At 41.0% G+C, this 15,910-nt stretch carries 9 protein-coding genes; all 9 read right to left on the reverse strand.

What is annotated here, in order from left to right:
* Window positions 1-83 precede the first annotated feature (83 nt).
* Window positions 84-1,538 carry an ABC transporter substrate-binding protein gene (locus MLOOGBEN_RS02820; protein WP_179156726.1) on the reverse strand — a complete coding sequence of 485 codons (1,455 nt, stop codon included), beginning with the start codon at window positions 1,536-1,538 and terminating at the stop codon, window positions 84-86.
* A 26-nt stretch (window positions 1,539-1,564) separates the two neighbouring features.
* Window positions 1,565-2,554 carry a carbohydrate ABC transporter permease gene (locus MLOOGBEN_RS02825; protein WP_179156727.1) on the reverse strand — a complete coding sequence of 330 codons (990 nt, stop codon included), beginning with the start codon at window positions 2,552-2,554 and terminating at the stop codon, window positions 1,565-1,567.
* 104 nt (window positions 2,555-2,658) lie between these two features.
* The gene (locus tag MLOOGBEN_RS02830; RefSeq protein WP_179156728.1) at window positions 2,659-3,588 is read right to left on the reverse strand and encodes an ABC transporter permease; all 930 of its coding nucleotides are present in this window, start codon (window positions 3,586-3,588) and stop codon (window positions 2,659-2,661) included.
* Window positions 3,589-3,769: 181 nt separating this feature from the next.
* Window positions 3,770-6,880 carry an alpha-mannosidase gene (locus MLOOGBEN_RS02835; RefSeq protein WP_179156729.1) on the reverse strand — a complete coding sequence of 1,037 codons (3,111 nt, stop codon included), beginning with the start codon at window positions 6,878-6,880 and terminating at the stop codon, window positions 3,770-3,772.
* A 38-nt stretch (window positions 6,881-6,918) separates the two neighbouring features.
* The gene (locus tag MLOOGBEN_RS02840; protein WP_179156730.1) at window positions 6,919-8,799 is read right to left on the reverse strand and encodes a beta-N-acetylhexosaminidase; all 1,881 of its coding nucleotides are present in this window, start codon (window positions 8,797-8,799) and stop codon (window positions 6,919-6,921) included.
* Window positions 8,800-8,846: 47 nt separating this feature from the next.
* A complete protein-coding gene (locus tag MLOOGBEN_RS02845) occupies window positions 8,847-9,467 on the reverse strand; it encodes a YesL family protein (RefSeq protein WP_179156731.1) in 621 nt (206 codons plus the stop codon).
* A gap of 35 nt (window positions 9,468-9,502) precedes the next feature.
* Entirely contained in the window at window positions 9,503-10,834 is a 1,332-nt protein-coding gene (locus tag MLOOGBEN_RS02850; RefSeq protein WP_179156732.1) for a glycoside hydrolase family 125 protein, read from the reverse strand.
* Between the two features lie 11 nt (window positions 10,835-10,845).
* On the reverse strand, window positions 10,846-13,563 hold the full coding sequence (locus MLOOGBEN_RS02855; RefSeq protein WP_179156733.1) for an alpha-mannosidase: 2,718 nt from the start codon (window positions 13,561-13,563) through the stop codon (window positions 10,846-10,848).
* A gap of 262 nt (window positions 13,564-13,825) precedes the next feature.
* The gene (locus MLOOGBEN_RS02860) at window positions 13,826-15,769 is read right to left on the reverse strand and encodes a PTS fructose transporter subunit IIABC (RefSeq protein ID WP_179156734.1); all 1,944 of its coding nucleotides are present in this window, start codon (window positions 15,767-15,769) and stop codon (window positions 13,826-13,828) included.
* Between the last annotated feature and the right edge of the window lie 141 nt (window positions 15,770-15,910).

Below are 15,910 nucleotides of genomic sequence, written 5' to 3' on the forward strand. Positions count from 1 at the left end.
AAACTTTTTGCATTTTTTCACAACCAAAACACAATGAAATAAAATCAAGCCGAGAGTAACCACCCAGCTTGATTTTTTTGTTCTTATTTTTGTTCGCTCTTCCATTTATCAAATTGCGTTTGAATTTCCTTTAACACCTTGTCAACTCCAGCTTCTTTTAACTTTTTATTGTATTTAGGCAGGTATTCTTCTGGGTCGACAGATCCTGTTGCCAAAGCTGGATAGAATTCTTTAGAGATATTCGTAAGTGATGCAAGTTCCGATCTTACTGGGTCACTATTGAAGTGGAAACCAAGAGTTGGTGCCGGTTTTGCAGCTTCATTAAACTCTTTGAATTTTTCCCATTTATCTTTCGGATCATTCTCATATAGATTAAGGATGAAATGGTTTCCTAAAGAATAAGTTGGTAAGTTGTATCCATCAATACGTGCTGGAAGATCTTTAATCGTTCCATCCTCATTCTTTTCGTAGTGAACTCCTTCAAGTCCTTTATCAACAAGGTTGCGAAGATATGGATCAGTATTAAGCAGGTTTAAGAATTCCATTGCCTTTTCAGGATTATCTGATGTTGCTGAGATAGCCTGGATAGAACCTGATACAGAATCATTAAATGTTGTTGGTTCTTCAGCTGGTACAGAAACTACTTCATATTTAGCTGAACGTGTCCATAATGCATCAGCATATGGCTGGGAATCTCCCATGCGGACAAACCAGTTTTCTACATCCATTGGCCAGTTGTCCTTACTTGTTGCTGCATCCTCTTTAAGATAGCCGGCCTTATAATAATTATGCATCGTTTTATAGGTTTGCATCGTTAAATCGGATTCAAATTGGTTAATAACATGCTCTCTGTCACCATCAATTTCGAACGCGAATGGCATTTCTCCATTAAAGACATAGTCAAATGGTAGATAAGCTTTGAATGTTGCCATTGGTGTAATAGAAGGTTCGTTTTCTTTAATGACTTTTAGCATTGGCTCAAGGTCTTCTAAGCGTTGTACCTTTGAAATATCAAAGTTGTATTTGTCAACAAGACGTTTATTAAATGTATAAACGGTTTGTCTTGCGGCCTCTTTATTAGCAGGAACACCATATACTTTTCCGTCAATTCTAATACCCTCTAATAACACTGGGTCGATCGCTTCTTTTAGTTCTTTGCCTTCCTTGTTTAACAGATCATCAATCGCTAGGAATGCACCTTTTTGGGAATTTTGAACATAGTCCGTACCATTTGTGAAAATAATATCAAATGGTTCCCCTGAATTAATCATAACCTGCGATTTTTGAGCCCAATCTCCCCAATCAATTTGGGTCATTTTTACTGTGGCATTAATTTCTTTCTTCAAATATTTGTTTACTTCTTCGAATACCTTATCAGTATCCTTTTGTGGAGTTCCAATTGTATACCATTTAATTTCATATGGTTGACCATCTTTCCCCCCTGTGTCCGAGTCAGCACTGTCTTTACCGCTGCACGCTGAAAGAATCGTTCCAATGGTAAGAACTAAGGCAAGAAGAAGCATTAATCTTTTTTTCATTTCAAACTCTCCTCTTTATATAATATTTATTCTTTGACGCCGCCAATAGTTAGTCCGCTAATAAAGTACTTTTGGAAGAACGGATACGAAACTGCTATTGGTAAAGTGGCGATAACAACCATGGCCATTTTTGCTGACTCTTGTGGAATGGTATCAAACAAGCTTGACTGCATGATGGCTAAATCCATATTTTGCCTCATGAATTCAAGATTTGCTTCTATTTTCATGAGCAGTGATTGCAGAGGTACTAAACTAGGCTCATCAATATACAGTAAGGCCGTAAACCAATCATTCCAATAACCTAATGTACTAAACAAGGCAATCGTGGCAATTCCCGGTAAGGAAAGCGGGAAGATAATTTGGAAGAAGATCCTCCATTCACTTGCTCCATCAATCCTCGCTGATTCTAAAATCGACTCAGAGACTGATTTCAGGAAGAAGGTTCTCATAATGATAATATAAAACGCATTCATTGCAAGGGGCAAAATCAAGGCCCAAATGGTATTCTTCAAACCTAAAAACTGTGTGATAACAATGTAAGTTGGTACTAGACCGCCACTGAAAAGCATAGTGAAAAATGCTAGAAACGTGAAAAATCTGCGATACTTAAATTGTGGTCTTGAAATGGCATAAGCATAAAACGTTATCATAAATACACTAATAATTGTACCAACAATCGTAATAAAAATGGTCACACCATATGAGCGGAAGAATTGCGCCTTCATTCCCCATAGATATTGGTAAGCATCCGTGCTCCATTCTTTCGGGATTAGTTGAAAACCATTTCTTACAATACTCTCTTCACTAGTAAACGAAATAATGATCACATAGAAAAAGGGGAAAATGCACATGACCGCTAAAATTCCTAGTAACACACTAATAATTGTATTTACAACTGGATGCAGGTGTTGAGGGTCTCTATACTTTTTCCTTAAAGCCTTAGCCCCACCCCCTATTATTTCATTCGTCGATTGTGACACAGCGATTGATGATTGAGTTTGCAGTTCCTTTGGCATAGTTTAGCCGCTTAGCGACCTTCCCTCCCTTCTTAGAAATGCACAAGCTTCTAGGTGCAAAGCCAGCCAATTCTCAAAACTTTTATACTACCCTAGTAAATAATCTAAAATAATGCACTTTCCTCATCTACTTTTCTTACAATATAGTTCGTAATCATGACAAGGGTAAATCCAACTGCTGACTGATATAGACCTGCTGCTGTACTCATACCAATATCGCCCAAATTCATAAGGCCGCGGTATACAAATGTATCGATAACATTTGTAACTGAATACAGTGCTCCCGAATCTCTTGGTACTTGATAAAAGAGTCCGAAATCCGAGTTGAATATTCTTCCGATATTCATGATCGTAAGGATTATCATTAATGGTTTAAGCATCGGCAGGGTAATGTGCTTAATCTGCTTCCACTTCGATGCGCCATCAATCATCGCTGCTTCATAATACGCTCGATCAATCCCGACGATGGACGCTAAATACACGATACTTCCGTAACCGACACCTTTCCACAGGGCCATAAACACTAGAATAAACGGCCAATACTTCGACTCGTTATACCATGAAACCGGATCGATATTAAACCAGCCAAGAACATGATTTAATAGCCCGTGGTCCGTACTTAAGAACGTGAATACAAAGTAGCTCCCGATAACCCATGATATAAAGTGCGGAAAAAGAATAGAAGTTTGATAGACTTTTGATAACTTCTTATTCACCAGCTCGCTAAGCATGATTGCCGTCGCTACAGCCGCAATTAACCCCACTACGATAAAGATAATATTGTATACTAGGGTATTTCTGGTTATAACCCACGCATCACTTGTACTAAACAAATATTCAAAGTTTTCCCAGCCAACCCACTCACTATTCATAACACTGGCAAAGAAACCATCTGGGTGAATCCTGAATTTCTTAAAAGCCAAAACCTGTCCAAACATTGGCAAATAGGCAAATAATAGAAGCCAAATCGTTCCAGGCAGAACCATTAACAGCCAGATTCGGTTTTTATAAATATCACTCAGTAGTTTTTTCATATTCATCCTCCTCTCAGTTGTTGTAAGCACTTCCATAGCTTTATTTTATAGTGAAAACGCTGCTATTTATAGTTGACTAATTTGGGATTAAGTGCAAAAATCTTAGATAACTGAAAACTAGTTCATTGAAAAGAAGAAATAAGACCAACTGGTGACTGCCAGCTGGTCTTATTGTTTGATATTACAAGATTCTAATGGTCTTAATTTCATATGGTTTAATATCAAACTCAATTGGCAAATGGCAACGTTTAGCCACTGCTTCTTCCATTAGATTGGTTTCTACCCATGAAGTGATGTTTTTCCCAACATCAAGCGTAACCCTTCCTCTTCGTCCCTCATACTCATGCAAACGAACAATAATCCCGTTGCCATCATAAGCCGGCTTCACAGCATCAAACCAGACGTGGTCAGAATTTGTATCTAGGAAGGACGCCTCTTTTGTCCATTTCCCTTCTACAGCGACAATTGAATCATTGAGATCCCAAGCCTTTTCAACTGTCTTTCCTTTCCGCCAATCGCCGATATGTGGATACAGTGAATAAACAAAAGAATGGGTTCCTTGATCCGCTTCTGGGTCAGGATGAGCCGCTGATTTTAATAAGGTTAAACGGATTGTATTTTCTTTGATATCATAGCCATATTTGGAATCATTCAATAAACTTACGCCATAATCCGGTTCAGATAAGTCAGCCCATTGATGTCCAACCGTTTCAAATTTCGCCATGTCCCAGCTCGTATTCCAGTGGGTAGGACGCTTTACATTTCCGAATTGGATATCATAGGTTGCCTCCGTTGTTCGAACATCTACAGGGAAAGCAGCCTTCAGCAATTTTCTCTTTTCGTGCCAATCAACATTTGTGTCAAAATCAATTCGGCGATCATTTTGATAAAAAACAATTGACTGCGAAATATCAGAATGATGATACTTCCACTTAACATGAATGGTAAAGGAAAGCTCGCCATCTTCAACTACTTCAAATGAGGCTAGATCGTGAATTTCTTCCATTTTTTCTTGATAGAAGATATCAATATCCCACGCATCATGTGCGAGTGGCTTATCTTCAAAGATTTGCAGAACATTTCCTCTTTCATTTTCGGCTAGAACATGACGTTTTGCCTCTTTATCATAGATTGTTGTTATCTGACCGAATTCATTCCATTCAATGAGATAAAACGGTGTTTCTAATTTGCGGTCATGATAGATAAAGCTTGATTTCTTTTCGCAGACAGCTTCCTGTGGTTCAAAAGATAGCGTTCTAGCACCAAAGGATGGGAGTCTATCCACTTCAACAAGCCAGCTGGCAGAAAGCTTTTGATGCGGTAACACTGTTCCGTTATCATCTTTCCATACCCCCGCTTTATACTCAGCAAATTGAGGGATCACAACATTTCTCATTCCCTTATGATGTGAAGCGTTAAATAGCACTACAGAACGGTCAGCCTGGTCAATCCCGCTATTGATGACACGTGAACTTACATTTTCGCCTAGTTCCAGCGCTTCCCTGTATTCTTCCTTCGCATCCTCATATACCTCATGAATAGACGAACCTGGAATAATGTCATGGAATTGATTTCGTAAAATTATTTTCCAACCGTCTTTAAGCTCCTTATCCCCAATCCACTCACCATTTTCAGATAGCCAGGAAGATAGGAATTCAACTCTTCTATATAAAAGCTCCAATTTACGATTCGTTTGTTTCATAAACGCCTGGCTTGTATACGTACCCCGGTGGTATTCCAGATACAATTCGCCATCCCATTTATGGATATAACCGTTGGACTCCGCTACATTTTGGTGAAGCTTTTCAAAAAACTCTCCAGCTGTTGACGTTTTTACATTCGGCATACCAGGCATCATGTCCAGTCTGCTTCGCATTTCAAGCATGTGACGATTGACTCCGCCGCCGCCGTCACCATATCCGTATGAAAGCAGCAGATCTTTTGACAGGTCCTTATCCCGATAGCCCGTCCATGCTCCTTTAACCGTTTTGGCGGTAATAAAGCCATTGTACGTGTAGAACCAGGAATCCGGACCGTTCCATGGTTCCGGTGTTGTGATAAAGTGTGTTAATATCTCTGAACCATCGATTCCCTTCCAATAGAAGGTATCATGCGGCATTCGGTTGTACTGATTCCAGCTGATTTTCGTTGTCATCATCGTTTTGATGCCTGATTTTTTTAAGATTTGCGGCAATGCCCAGCTGTACCCAAACACATCGGGCAGCCATAAATATTCACAGTCCACCCCAAATTCTTCCTTAAAGAAGGCTTTTCCATGCAGAATTTGGCGGACAAGTGACTCACCACTAGGAATATTACAGTCCGCTTCGAGCCACATCGCACCCCCTGCTTCCCATTTGCCTTCTGCAATTTTAGCTTTCATTTGTTCGTAGATGTCAGGATAATCCGTTTTGATATAATCATAAAGCTGCGGCTGTGTTTGTAAGAATAAATATTCTGGGAATTGCTTCATTAAATGCAAGACAGTCGAGAAGGAACGTGCTGACTTCTCTCTAGTATTTCTTAATCTCCAAAGCCAGGCAACATCGATATGTGTATGGCCAACACTGTGCACCGTTATATCTGATGATTTATTGATTGATTGGAGTGCCCTTGTTAAATTCTCCTCCGCTGCATAACAGGATTCATAAAACTCATGACTTCCAGGTTCCGTCCAACGAATAAACTGTAAGGCATTGGTAAGCACCTGCTTCAAAATCGTATAGGCCGACTCTTCCTCACTTGTTTCCATCAATACTTCATAAGCTGCCAAAAGGGTGTAATATAGGTTATCAACCCGTCTATCAAGCCATCCTATTTTCGCCATCTCCAGTTTAAACTCATTTTCAACCGGTACTCCGCCGCCTTCCAGCCCTGACCAAAGTCTAAAATCTAAACGCATTGGCCCCTTAGTGGAATGTTCATCGAAGAGGACTTCTTCATGATTGGAATCGACGCCTTGATAGGGTTTGCCATTCACAAATAGTAAGGATTCAAAACCTGAATTATGCCCCCCTCCCGTCTTTCCGAAGGAGAACAGACCGACAACCTGCCTGCTGTTGTTTGGCAGGTGACAATCAACGTCTGCATGAAGCCAGATATATCGATCCCGGCCTTTCCAATAATCGCCTAGCTTCATGATTTTTTTTTCATCGTAAGATTCGGGCGGGTAAGCCCCTACTTTGCCGTCATCCTCCTGTGTGGTAAATTGATCAATTGTAATGCAATCGCGATAACGATAACCTTCTAATTCCCGAATACGGGCTTCAAACTTTCTTTCCGTTAAAAACAATCCGTTCACCCCATTTAGTTATTTTAGGATTTTATCCTTTATAATGAAAAGTTTCCTGCAGTGACGATCCGATGATAGACATTGCCGCCAACTAAGCCGTCAACAATTTCCCAAGGCCCATCATGGCGTAACCGTTCTACTTCTAATTCCTCAATAGCAGAAACCCTGCCCTCCAGCCATTCTTGAATCCGATATTTTACCGAGTCAATTCGGGTAATAACGCCGCCGTATCGAATATCGATAATCTCCCAGCCAAACGGCTTGTACGATTCAAACCAAACTTTTCGGTGCTTTTGACGTAATTGGTCCACATTGGTTTGAATCCAATCCAACTCTAAGAGGATTGATCTCATTTGCTCGTAATCTTTTTTCTCGTAAACTTCTTTTATCTTAATTCCGATTTCCGCCTTCACGCTTAGAACCCTTGCCAATTGCTCATAGAAGTCAAATAGACTTTCCCATTTTGGGTTGTTGTGTTTTGCTTTTTCAATCTTGGAAACAAGTTTTTCATAATGCTCCCCTAAGGATAATCCTTTACAATTTTCATCGTATAAACCGATTAGTATATCTTGGTACAGCAGCACTTTAGAGGTCATCGACGTATTCATGTTATCTTGCATAACGCCAGGAGTCTCATCCAGCTTTTTCAGGACCATGAAATCATCAAAGTTTCCTTCACCACAGAATGCATAGCGCTCAGCTGTTTGTTCTAGTGTGACTTCCTTATGATAGGTATGCTCCGCAAATAATTGTAAGATGGGTAAGGAAGTAGAGAATGGCGTTTCGGCTCCATTGTCGCCCCACAACGTGACAAACACTTCTTTAATACCCTCTTTCTTACACGCCGCCATAGCGGCCTCCGTCGTTGCAATCGCTTTCCCATAGTTAGGGACGATTCCATTCCATGTCCACGCACCGCCAGCAAAAATTGGAGTCTGACCGAGCAGTTTATGGTGTTGAAAATCTTTTTCATAGACTTCCTGCTCTTTCCGGTAATAATTCCAATAGACAAGCTCTACATCAGGGATGGAGGCAAGTATGTCTTCGCGAATTTCCCCGTTTTCATCTCGGTATTTACTGTCTTCCGAAAACAATGGAAAGTACATATCGCTCCAAATCATCGGTTTTAGACCATACTTATCCGTAATCGCAACGACCTTTTCCAAATGCCTATTCATGATATCAATATGATTCTCATAGCCATGTTTTTCTAAATATTTACCTAAACCAAGCTGGAACGTCTCATCCATTCCGATATGAATGCGCTTGGTACGGAAAGGCTCGGAGGCAGCCCTGATACAGTTTTCCAAGAATTCATATGTCTGGGGCTGATCAACCAATAAAATGTCGTCTGTGTCTTTAAAACTAGAAGCATAATTCCATTTAAGCGCTTCCCGTAAATGACCCAGTGATTGAATACAAGGGATCATTTCAATCCCTAATTTCACCGCATAGTCATCACATGCCTTTAACTCCTCCGCCGAATATCTTCCCCGCATATACCCAAAATACGGATGTTCCTTCACCTCGTACGTATCCTCTGTATAGAGCATCAATGTATCTAATCCCATTACAGCCATTCTTTGCAGCAGCTTTTCTACATCTGAAACTGTTGGGACCGCATTTCTAGACGCATCGAGCATAACACCGCTCATTTCAAACTGAAGTTCCTCTGACAAGTCAAACTGGTTCTCTTTATTAACATGTTCAAGGAATAATCCTAAGCCGCGAAAAAAGTGAATAGGCTTCTCAAAGCGAATTTCCCCCTGGCCATTGTGATTTATAACACGCAATGGACCCTTTTGCTGTTTTAAATATACCGGATAGCCATCCTCTGAAAGTTGAACTGTTAAATTCTCTATTATAAGATTAAGCCCTTCGGTAATAGAGGATACGTCACCGTTTATGTGTAGTTTCATTTTTTCCCCTCATTTCGTTTCACTTTTATAACAAGTACTACACAGCCCTAAGAAAGAGACATTCTCTTCTCAAGCGTGTTAAACCGAAGCAAGTTGACTCTCATCATCCAATAAGCAGGAGCAACACCAGAAATAAACGGAATTAAACCAGGCATCCTAATTAGGAGCATACCAATAACCAATAGTCCTGCCCCAATCCAAATCGTGGATAGCAATCCTGTTATGGTAAATAAAAAGGATTGTTTTATATATTCTTTCGTTGGGAGTTCATAATGGACATAAAGCGAAAAGAAATTACCAACAGCCAATAGCAGGACAAATACCATGATATACAAGATGATTAATAGAAAACTGGCAAAAACGCCTGTCATGACTTGTTCTACAATCCGAATATCGACAAAAAGAAAAAGGCCAATACTGTAAAATACAAGGCCTATTCCATTGCTTCTTTTCCATTCTTTAAAGTAAACCTGCTTAAACGTATTCCATACAGGCAGATCACTTTCTTTCCTCAGCCATTTCCGCACAATGGTAAACAGGGCAATGGACGCTGGAAAAAAACCAAAGATCCCTAACCCAAGGATGGTAAAGACAACCCAGTACAGATTGGCCAAGATCGCCCTCCAAATCCATTCACAAACAACAATCATCCATGGAACTTTTTTCATGATCCATCACCCTTTCTATACTTCCCTTAAAAGATTTAAGCTTGATTACTTTTGTTCTTCATTAATTGGTCATAAAGCGGACTGCCTTTTACTGCCTTACCCGTTAAACTTAAGACAAATTCACTGAACATCGTATTTGCCCATGCAAACCAGTCTCTTGTAAATTCTTCAGGGCAATCGGCATTAAAGCCTTCGTGCATAAAATTGGTAGCGCCGTCTGTTTGATTAAAATAAGCTAAAATTTCTTGCTTTTCTGCTTCACTCGTTGTAGTCATTCCTTGGATGGCCAGCGCGATATGCCAAATATAATGATCCGGAGTGTGCGGACTTCCAATTCCATTTGCATATTTTCCTTCGTAATAATATGGATTATCCCTGCTCAGAAGGAAGGAACGTGTGTTTAAATAAGCGGAATCATCATATGGAAGATAGCCTAAGTACGGTGCAGCAAGCAAACTCGGAACATTGGCGTCATCCATTAAATTCACGCGCCCTTCTCCATCCGTTTCGTATACATACATATCTCCATGAATAGGGTGGTCCAGCTTAGCGTATTGTTCAATACCCTTTTGTATTTCTTCTTGAAGCTTCAAGCATTCTTCCTTTAATTCTGTATCGTGAAGGATTTCCTCACACATTTGTGCTGCATACCCTAAGACAACCACAGCAAACATATTAGCCGGGACCAGATAGCCATAGGTGCAAGCATCGTCACTTGGACGGAAGGCACTCCAGGTCATACCTGTCGGAACAACTCGTCCGCCCTTGCCCTCACGAGTTAACGTATCTGACTGGCGGCAATCCGTACGAAGAAACCGATAAGAAGATTGATTTTCATGATCCTGCTCCGTCCTCCATACATGAATAATCGTTTCCATCACCTGTTTGAACGTTTCCTTCAGATGGGAGGTACGTCCTGTCGATTTCCAAAACAGGTAGGCAAGCTGGATTGGATAGCACAAGGAATCAATTTCGTATTTCCGCTCCCAAATATGCGGAGTCATCTCAGTTAGATCATTCTGATGCCCTTTGCCATTAGCACTTTCGTTGAAGGCATTGGCATAAGGGTCGTGCAGGATGAAAGCAAAATGCTGACGGATTACCCCTTCGAGAAAATCAGCCATTTCTTCATCTTCCTCCGCTGCCATTAAGTAAGGTCTTACCTGTGCGGCTGAATCTCTTAACCACATTGCCGGAATATCCCCAGTAATGACAAATGTTTTTCCATCTTCTTGTTTCTTCATTGTCGTCGTATACGTATTGACAAAGCATTGCTCAAACATATGCTGTAACTTTTCATCTTCTGGGAAAAATTCTTTTACGTGCTGGATTAGCTTTTGCATGGATTCAGGAATTACTGTCGTCATTTTACCCACTCCTATCTCTCTTTGTGAAAACCCAATGTGATAATTTCATATTTTCTTACTTTATATGAATCTTGGGTATCGTCTGTATTTTCTTCAAGGATGTTACTTTTATAGGCTTTAAAGTCTTGTTGGATTGCAGCCTTAAGATTTACCTCTTCTTGCGCTGGATTAAACCAGCGAATCATCACATCATCGTGATCTTCCGCTACTCTCAAAGAAGTCCAAACAAGTCCATTTGATTCTGTTTTAACAAACTGATGTGTTTCCTGTAATTCACCTTCATGGACGCTTGTCTGAACAGCTAAAAGCGGCACTTTGTATTGATAGGCATCGACAAACGCCTGTGATTGGATGACATCCTTTTCATGCGGCAGCACTTGCCATTCCGCTGTTTGCAGTCCTAAGCATTGTGCTTCAGGTGTAGGGAAATAACCCCAGTCCCCGAGCTCTGCTGTCGAACGAAGCACGGTTACCGCAATGGTGCCATTCTCCGGGAGAATTTCATATTCTTGCAAACCATCCGTTGCTACGGTTAAGCCCCTCGCAGCATCCGCCAGGCTGGCAAACCGCTGCTGGTGATGACAAAAACTCGGATTTTCCCATTCCTTCTCCGGCGTATTCGGGCGGGTGACAATCTCGAAAATACTGTCAGCTTGATGTGTTTCCGTCTGTAACCCTGTTGGGAATAGAATCCGCAGCCGGTGATCGGTTGCTTGGTTGTTAATCGTCAGCTTAAATGCCGGACCCTTCATTCCCTTTTCAAGGGTAACAACTGTTTGCATCGTGATTGTTGTCATTTCGTCCGATCTTCCAGCTTCCCTTTCCTTATGCCAAATAAGTCGATTCCGTTCTATCGCTAAGCGATCGTCCGCAGAAACGGGAATGGATAACGTGTGAGTAAACTCTAGGACAGTTCTGAGTGAGTTTCTTTCTAGGAAGTTAAATTCCACGGGTACACCCTTTGTCGTAATAGCAGCATGTCCCTTTGCTTCCTTGTACATATATTCGTTGCCAATATCCCCAGTGTCTTCGTAAATTCCAAGACGACAGAATGACACACCGGTATCTTTATGCATTAAATCATAGCTGCCATCTTCATGAAACTGTAGATGAACAGAATCATTTTCCATTTCAATCCGTGTTTCTGAAGATTGCCCCTTCTTCTCTGCCACTTGTCCACCTGGTACAAGGTAGAATGTTCTATACCCAAACGAAGGGATTTCCTCTGCGAAAAATGAAAGCTTGGCACGTTTAGCAAAAAACGGCTGACGAAATTTATCATCTGGTAAGTCGTAACCAAATTCGACTGCTGGATCTTCAAGCTGATATTCTAGCTCTCTGCCCTTACCATCAACCAGTTTGTATCCTGCCAATGGTTTATCCTGCAAATAAACCGGAATTTCTTCAAAGTGCATTTGTGAAAAATACACTTTTTCTAAATCGACTATTTTGGAAACAACTTCATTTTTCTCCCATCCGGTCGTATTCAGGACAACGAGTGGAATACCTCCTTCAGGTGTCTGTGAAGTATCAACTTTTTGTGCAAGTGCTGCTGCGTTTTCCTCGACAAATACCTCTCCCATTTGCGCTACACTTTCAAAACGAGTAACCATTTCACGATGAACTTCATCGACACTACAGCCGCAAATACTGTCATGCGGATGGTTCTTCATCAGTGATTTCCACATAAAGCGGATGTATTCCCGCGGATAGGCGCCACCTGCTAGAGCCATCATGGCTGCTAATGGCTCAGCGTTCTTTTCCAAAAGAGTTTGACAATGATGATTCATTTGCTTCAAATAAATACGGCTTGATGCAGTATTTACAAGCGTGGACCATCCATCTGTCCGCTGATTGCGCAATTCCCCTTCAATTACCTGCAGCTGCTCAGGCAGTGCCTGCTTTAACGCTTCCGTATACTCATCAAAACTAGAATGCTTAAACTGGTAATCTGGATATAGGGCAGATGCCGTTTCAATCGCCTGTGGAATCGTCTTTTGCAGCGGCTGATGATCACAGCCATTCATAAACAACAACTGATTGGTTGAGGCATATTTCTCTGCATCTTGGAGCTTCTTATCCCAGAACGCTTTCGCTTCCGTTTCATCCACCGGGATCTCATTCCCATTGGAATACCAATTAGCAAAAAGAATACCTAAAACACTTGAACCATCAGGTGATTTCCAAATCATTTCAGAATAAGGTGATTCATAGTCAGGAACGTCTGATACCGTATTATTAAAGCCGGTTGGCTTCACTCCTCTGCCAAAGGCTGCCGTATCAATTCCCGCTTGCTTTAAAAGCTGAGGTGCCTGCCCGTAAATACCGAAAGTGTCCGGAAAATAACCTATTTTTGAAACATGTCCATAGGCTTTCGTATCATTCATACCCATCAGCAGGTTTCGAACATTTGCTTCGGAGCTTGTTAAAAACGCATCCTGCAGAACATACCAAGGACCGATATGAAGCTTTTTCTCGTCTATTAAATGCTTAACAATTTCCCGATTTTCCGGGTGAACGGCGAAATAATCCTCCAACAAAACCGTTTGGCCATCTAGATGAAAGGATTGAAAGCCGCTTCCTTCCCTTTTGAACTGTTCAATAAGATTATTCATAAGCTTTATGAAATAATAGCGGTGTTTCTCAAAAGGTAAGTACCATTCTCTGTCCCAATGAGAATGAGATATTATATGGGCCGTCTTGTTCACGAGACAACACTCCTTTAACATTTTATTAAACGCGAAAACGCTGTCATTATTGTAAAATAAAATACTTCTTGTACTTACAATAAGAAAACCAGACGCAAACAGCAATAGAATGACGGCAAGTCATAAAGTTATTACAGTCGATATAAAATTAATCCATAAAAATAAATGAACGATTAAAAAGGGCCCGTTTCCCACTGCATCGTTACAGTGAAAAACAGGGCCCTTTCGTGTCAGAAGTATGTGAGAATCAGTACTCTCGCTATAATTGCTCTCTTTTTTAATCTTATTGAATTTCCCCAAGTAGGGTGAGTGCCTCTTCTTTAGATGTAACCTTTAGCAATTGCTCCCTAAAGCTGTCATCCATTAACTTTCGTGAAAGCATTTGTAAAATCTTGAGATGAGCATCTCCTGCAGCTTTTTCAGGTACGGCAATCATGAAAATTAGTTTTGCATCGGTACCATCTAAGCTTTTCCAGTCTACACCTTCACGTTTTATTCCAAAGGCAACCGTTGGTGTTTTAACAGCACTTGATTTACCATGAGGAATCGCAATATTCATCCCAAGTCCTGTAGAACTCTCAGATTCACGTTTTAATATCGCTTGTTTATATGCTTCCTTAGAGCTTAAAGCACCGACGGAATCAAATTTTGCAATTAATTCATCGATAACCTCATCACGAGTAGCTCCTGTTAATTGTGTTTCAATTAATTCTAAATTTGTAATATCTGTCAACTTCGTTATTTCAGCAGCTTCTAACTTTTTAACATTCTCATCAAGAATTGGTACATTAGCTTCTAATTCTTTCCCCACACCTGCAGCAGCCACTTGGGCACCTTCCACATCTTTCTTCAATGCGATAACCATAATCGCCGTTACAACCACACCCACAATGACAGCGACAAAGAACATGACCACATTATCAACCGCACCTAGTATAGCAACAATCGGACCTCCATGTGCCACTCTGTCACCAACACTTGAAAGCATGGCGATAACAGAACCAGCCATCGAACCAACTACGATACTTGGAATCACACGCAGCGGGTCTTGTGCAGCGAATGGAATCGCACCTTCTGTAATACCGAATAATCCCATGGTGAAGGAAGCTTTTCCTGCTTCTCTCTCCGTTGGACGGAATTTACGTTTGTTAATGAATGTTGCAAGTCCAAGTCCAATAGGCGGAATACAGATCGCTACCGCAATCGGTCCCATAATTTCATAGTTACCTTCTGCAATCATCGCTGAGCCAAATAAGAATGCTACTTTGTTAAATGGACCACCCATATCAACGGCAATCATCGCACCAAGAATCATCGCTAATACGATCGAGCTGCCCCCCTGCATGCCAGCAAGCAAGCCAGTTAAGCTTTCAAAAACCTGTGCAACCGGAGCACCGATTACAAAAATAAATAATAAACCAACAATTACGGATGATAAAATTGGAATGAAGATTATTGGCATAACGGGTTGAACCGCTTTTGGTACTTTAATCTTCTTAATTGCTAAAGCTACATAACCTGCCAAGAAACCGGCAATAATCCCACCGATAAATCCGGCACCCGCTTCGCTTCCATAAAAACTGCCATTGGCTGCAATATAACCGCCGATCATACCTGGTACAAGTCCTGGACGGTCGGCAATACTAACTGCAATAAAACCTGCCAAGATTGGCACCATGAACATGAACGCTGTACCGCCAAGTTTTTCAATCTGTTTCCAAATAGAATCTTCTGGAATGACAATTCCACCCGGTGTCTGCTCGCCGCCAAGTGTTAACGCTAGGGCAATCAATAATCCACCTACGACAATGAACGGAACCATGTAAGAAACACCGCTCATTAAATGCTTATAAAAAGGATTTTCTTTTTGTTTACTTGTTTGCGCTCCGCCAGTTGCCGCTGCTTCTGGTTTATACACAGGTGCTGCACCGCTTTGAATCTGTTTAATCAATTCTTCTGGCTTGCGGATTCCGTCTTGAACACCAGTTATGATTACTCTTTTACCGGCAAAGCGCTCTTTCGGAACGTCCTTATCCGCCGCAATGATAATGCCATCTGCTTCAGCAATATCTTGATCGGTTAATGCATTTTCCACACCAATTGAACCTTGTGTTTCAACTTTTATCTCGACGCCCAACGCTTCGCCTGCTTTTTGTAAATTCTCAGCAGCCATATACGTATGAGCAATACCAACGGGACAAGCTGTTACAGCTAATATTTTACCCATGATGTTCCCTCCTGCTTTTCAAGTAATCGCTTACCTATATCGTACATCCACTTTTGCAGAGTTATATTTTTTCTTTTTACCGGAAGCTGCGGTAAAAACGGATTTTTGACCTGAAGGTTTAGGATTATCACTACATCTTGT

This window comes from Bacillus sp. EB106-08-02-XG196 (assembly GCF_013396335.1).
Lineage (GTDB): Bacteria > Bacillota > Bacilli > Bacillales > Cytobacillaceae > Neobacillus.

Excerpts from the sequence above, each read along its gene's own strand:
- MLOOGBEN_RS02820 (WP_179156726.1), bottom strand. The coding sequence starts at position 1,538 with ATGAAAAAAAGATTAATGCTTCTTCTTGCCTTAGTTCTTACCATTGGA.
- MLOOGBEN_RS02825 (WP_179156727.1), bottom strand. The coding sequence starts at position 2,554 with ATGCCAAAGGAACTGCAAACTCAATCATCAATCGCTGTGTCACAATCG.
- MLOOGBEN_RS02830 (WP_179156728.1), bottom strand. The coding sequence starts at position 3,588 with ATGAAAAAACTACTGAGTGATATTTATAAAAACCGAATCTGGCTGTTA.
- MLOOGBEN_RS02840 (WP_179156730.1), bottom strand. The coding sequence starts at position 8,799 with ATGAAACTACACATAAACGGTGACGTATCCTCTATTACCGAAGGGCTT.
- MLOOGBEN_RS02845 (WP_179156731.1), bottom strand. The coding sequence starts at position 9,467 with ATGAAAAAAGTTCCATGGATGATTGTTGTTTGTGAATGGATTTGGAGG.
- MLOOGBEN_RS02850 (WP_179156732.1), bottom strand. The coding sequence starts at position 10,834 with ATGACGACAGTAATTCCTGAATCCATGCAAAAGCTAATCCAGCACGTA.
- MLOOGBEN_RS02855 (WP_179156733.1), bottom strand. The coding sequence starts at position 13,563 with ATGTTAAAGGAGTGTTGTCTCGTGAACAAGACGGCCCATATAATATCT.
- MLOOGBEN_RS02860 (WP_179156734.1), bottom strand. The coding sequence starts at position 15,769 with ATGGGTAAAATATTAGCTGTAACAGCTTGTCCCGTTGGTATTGCTCAT.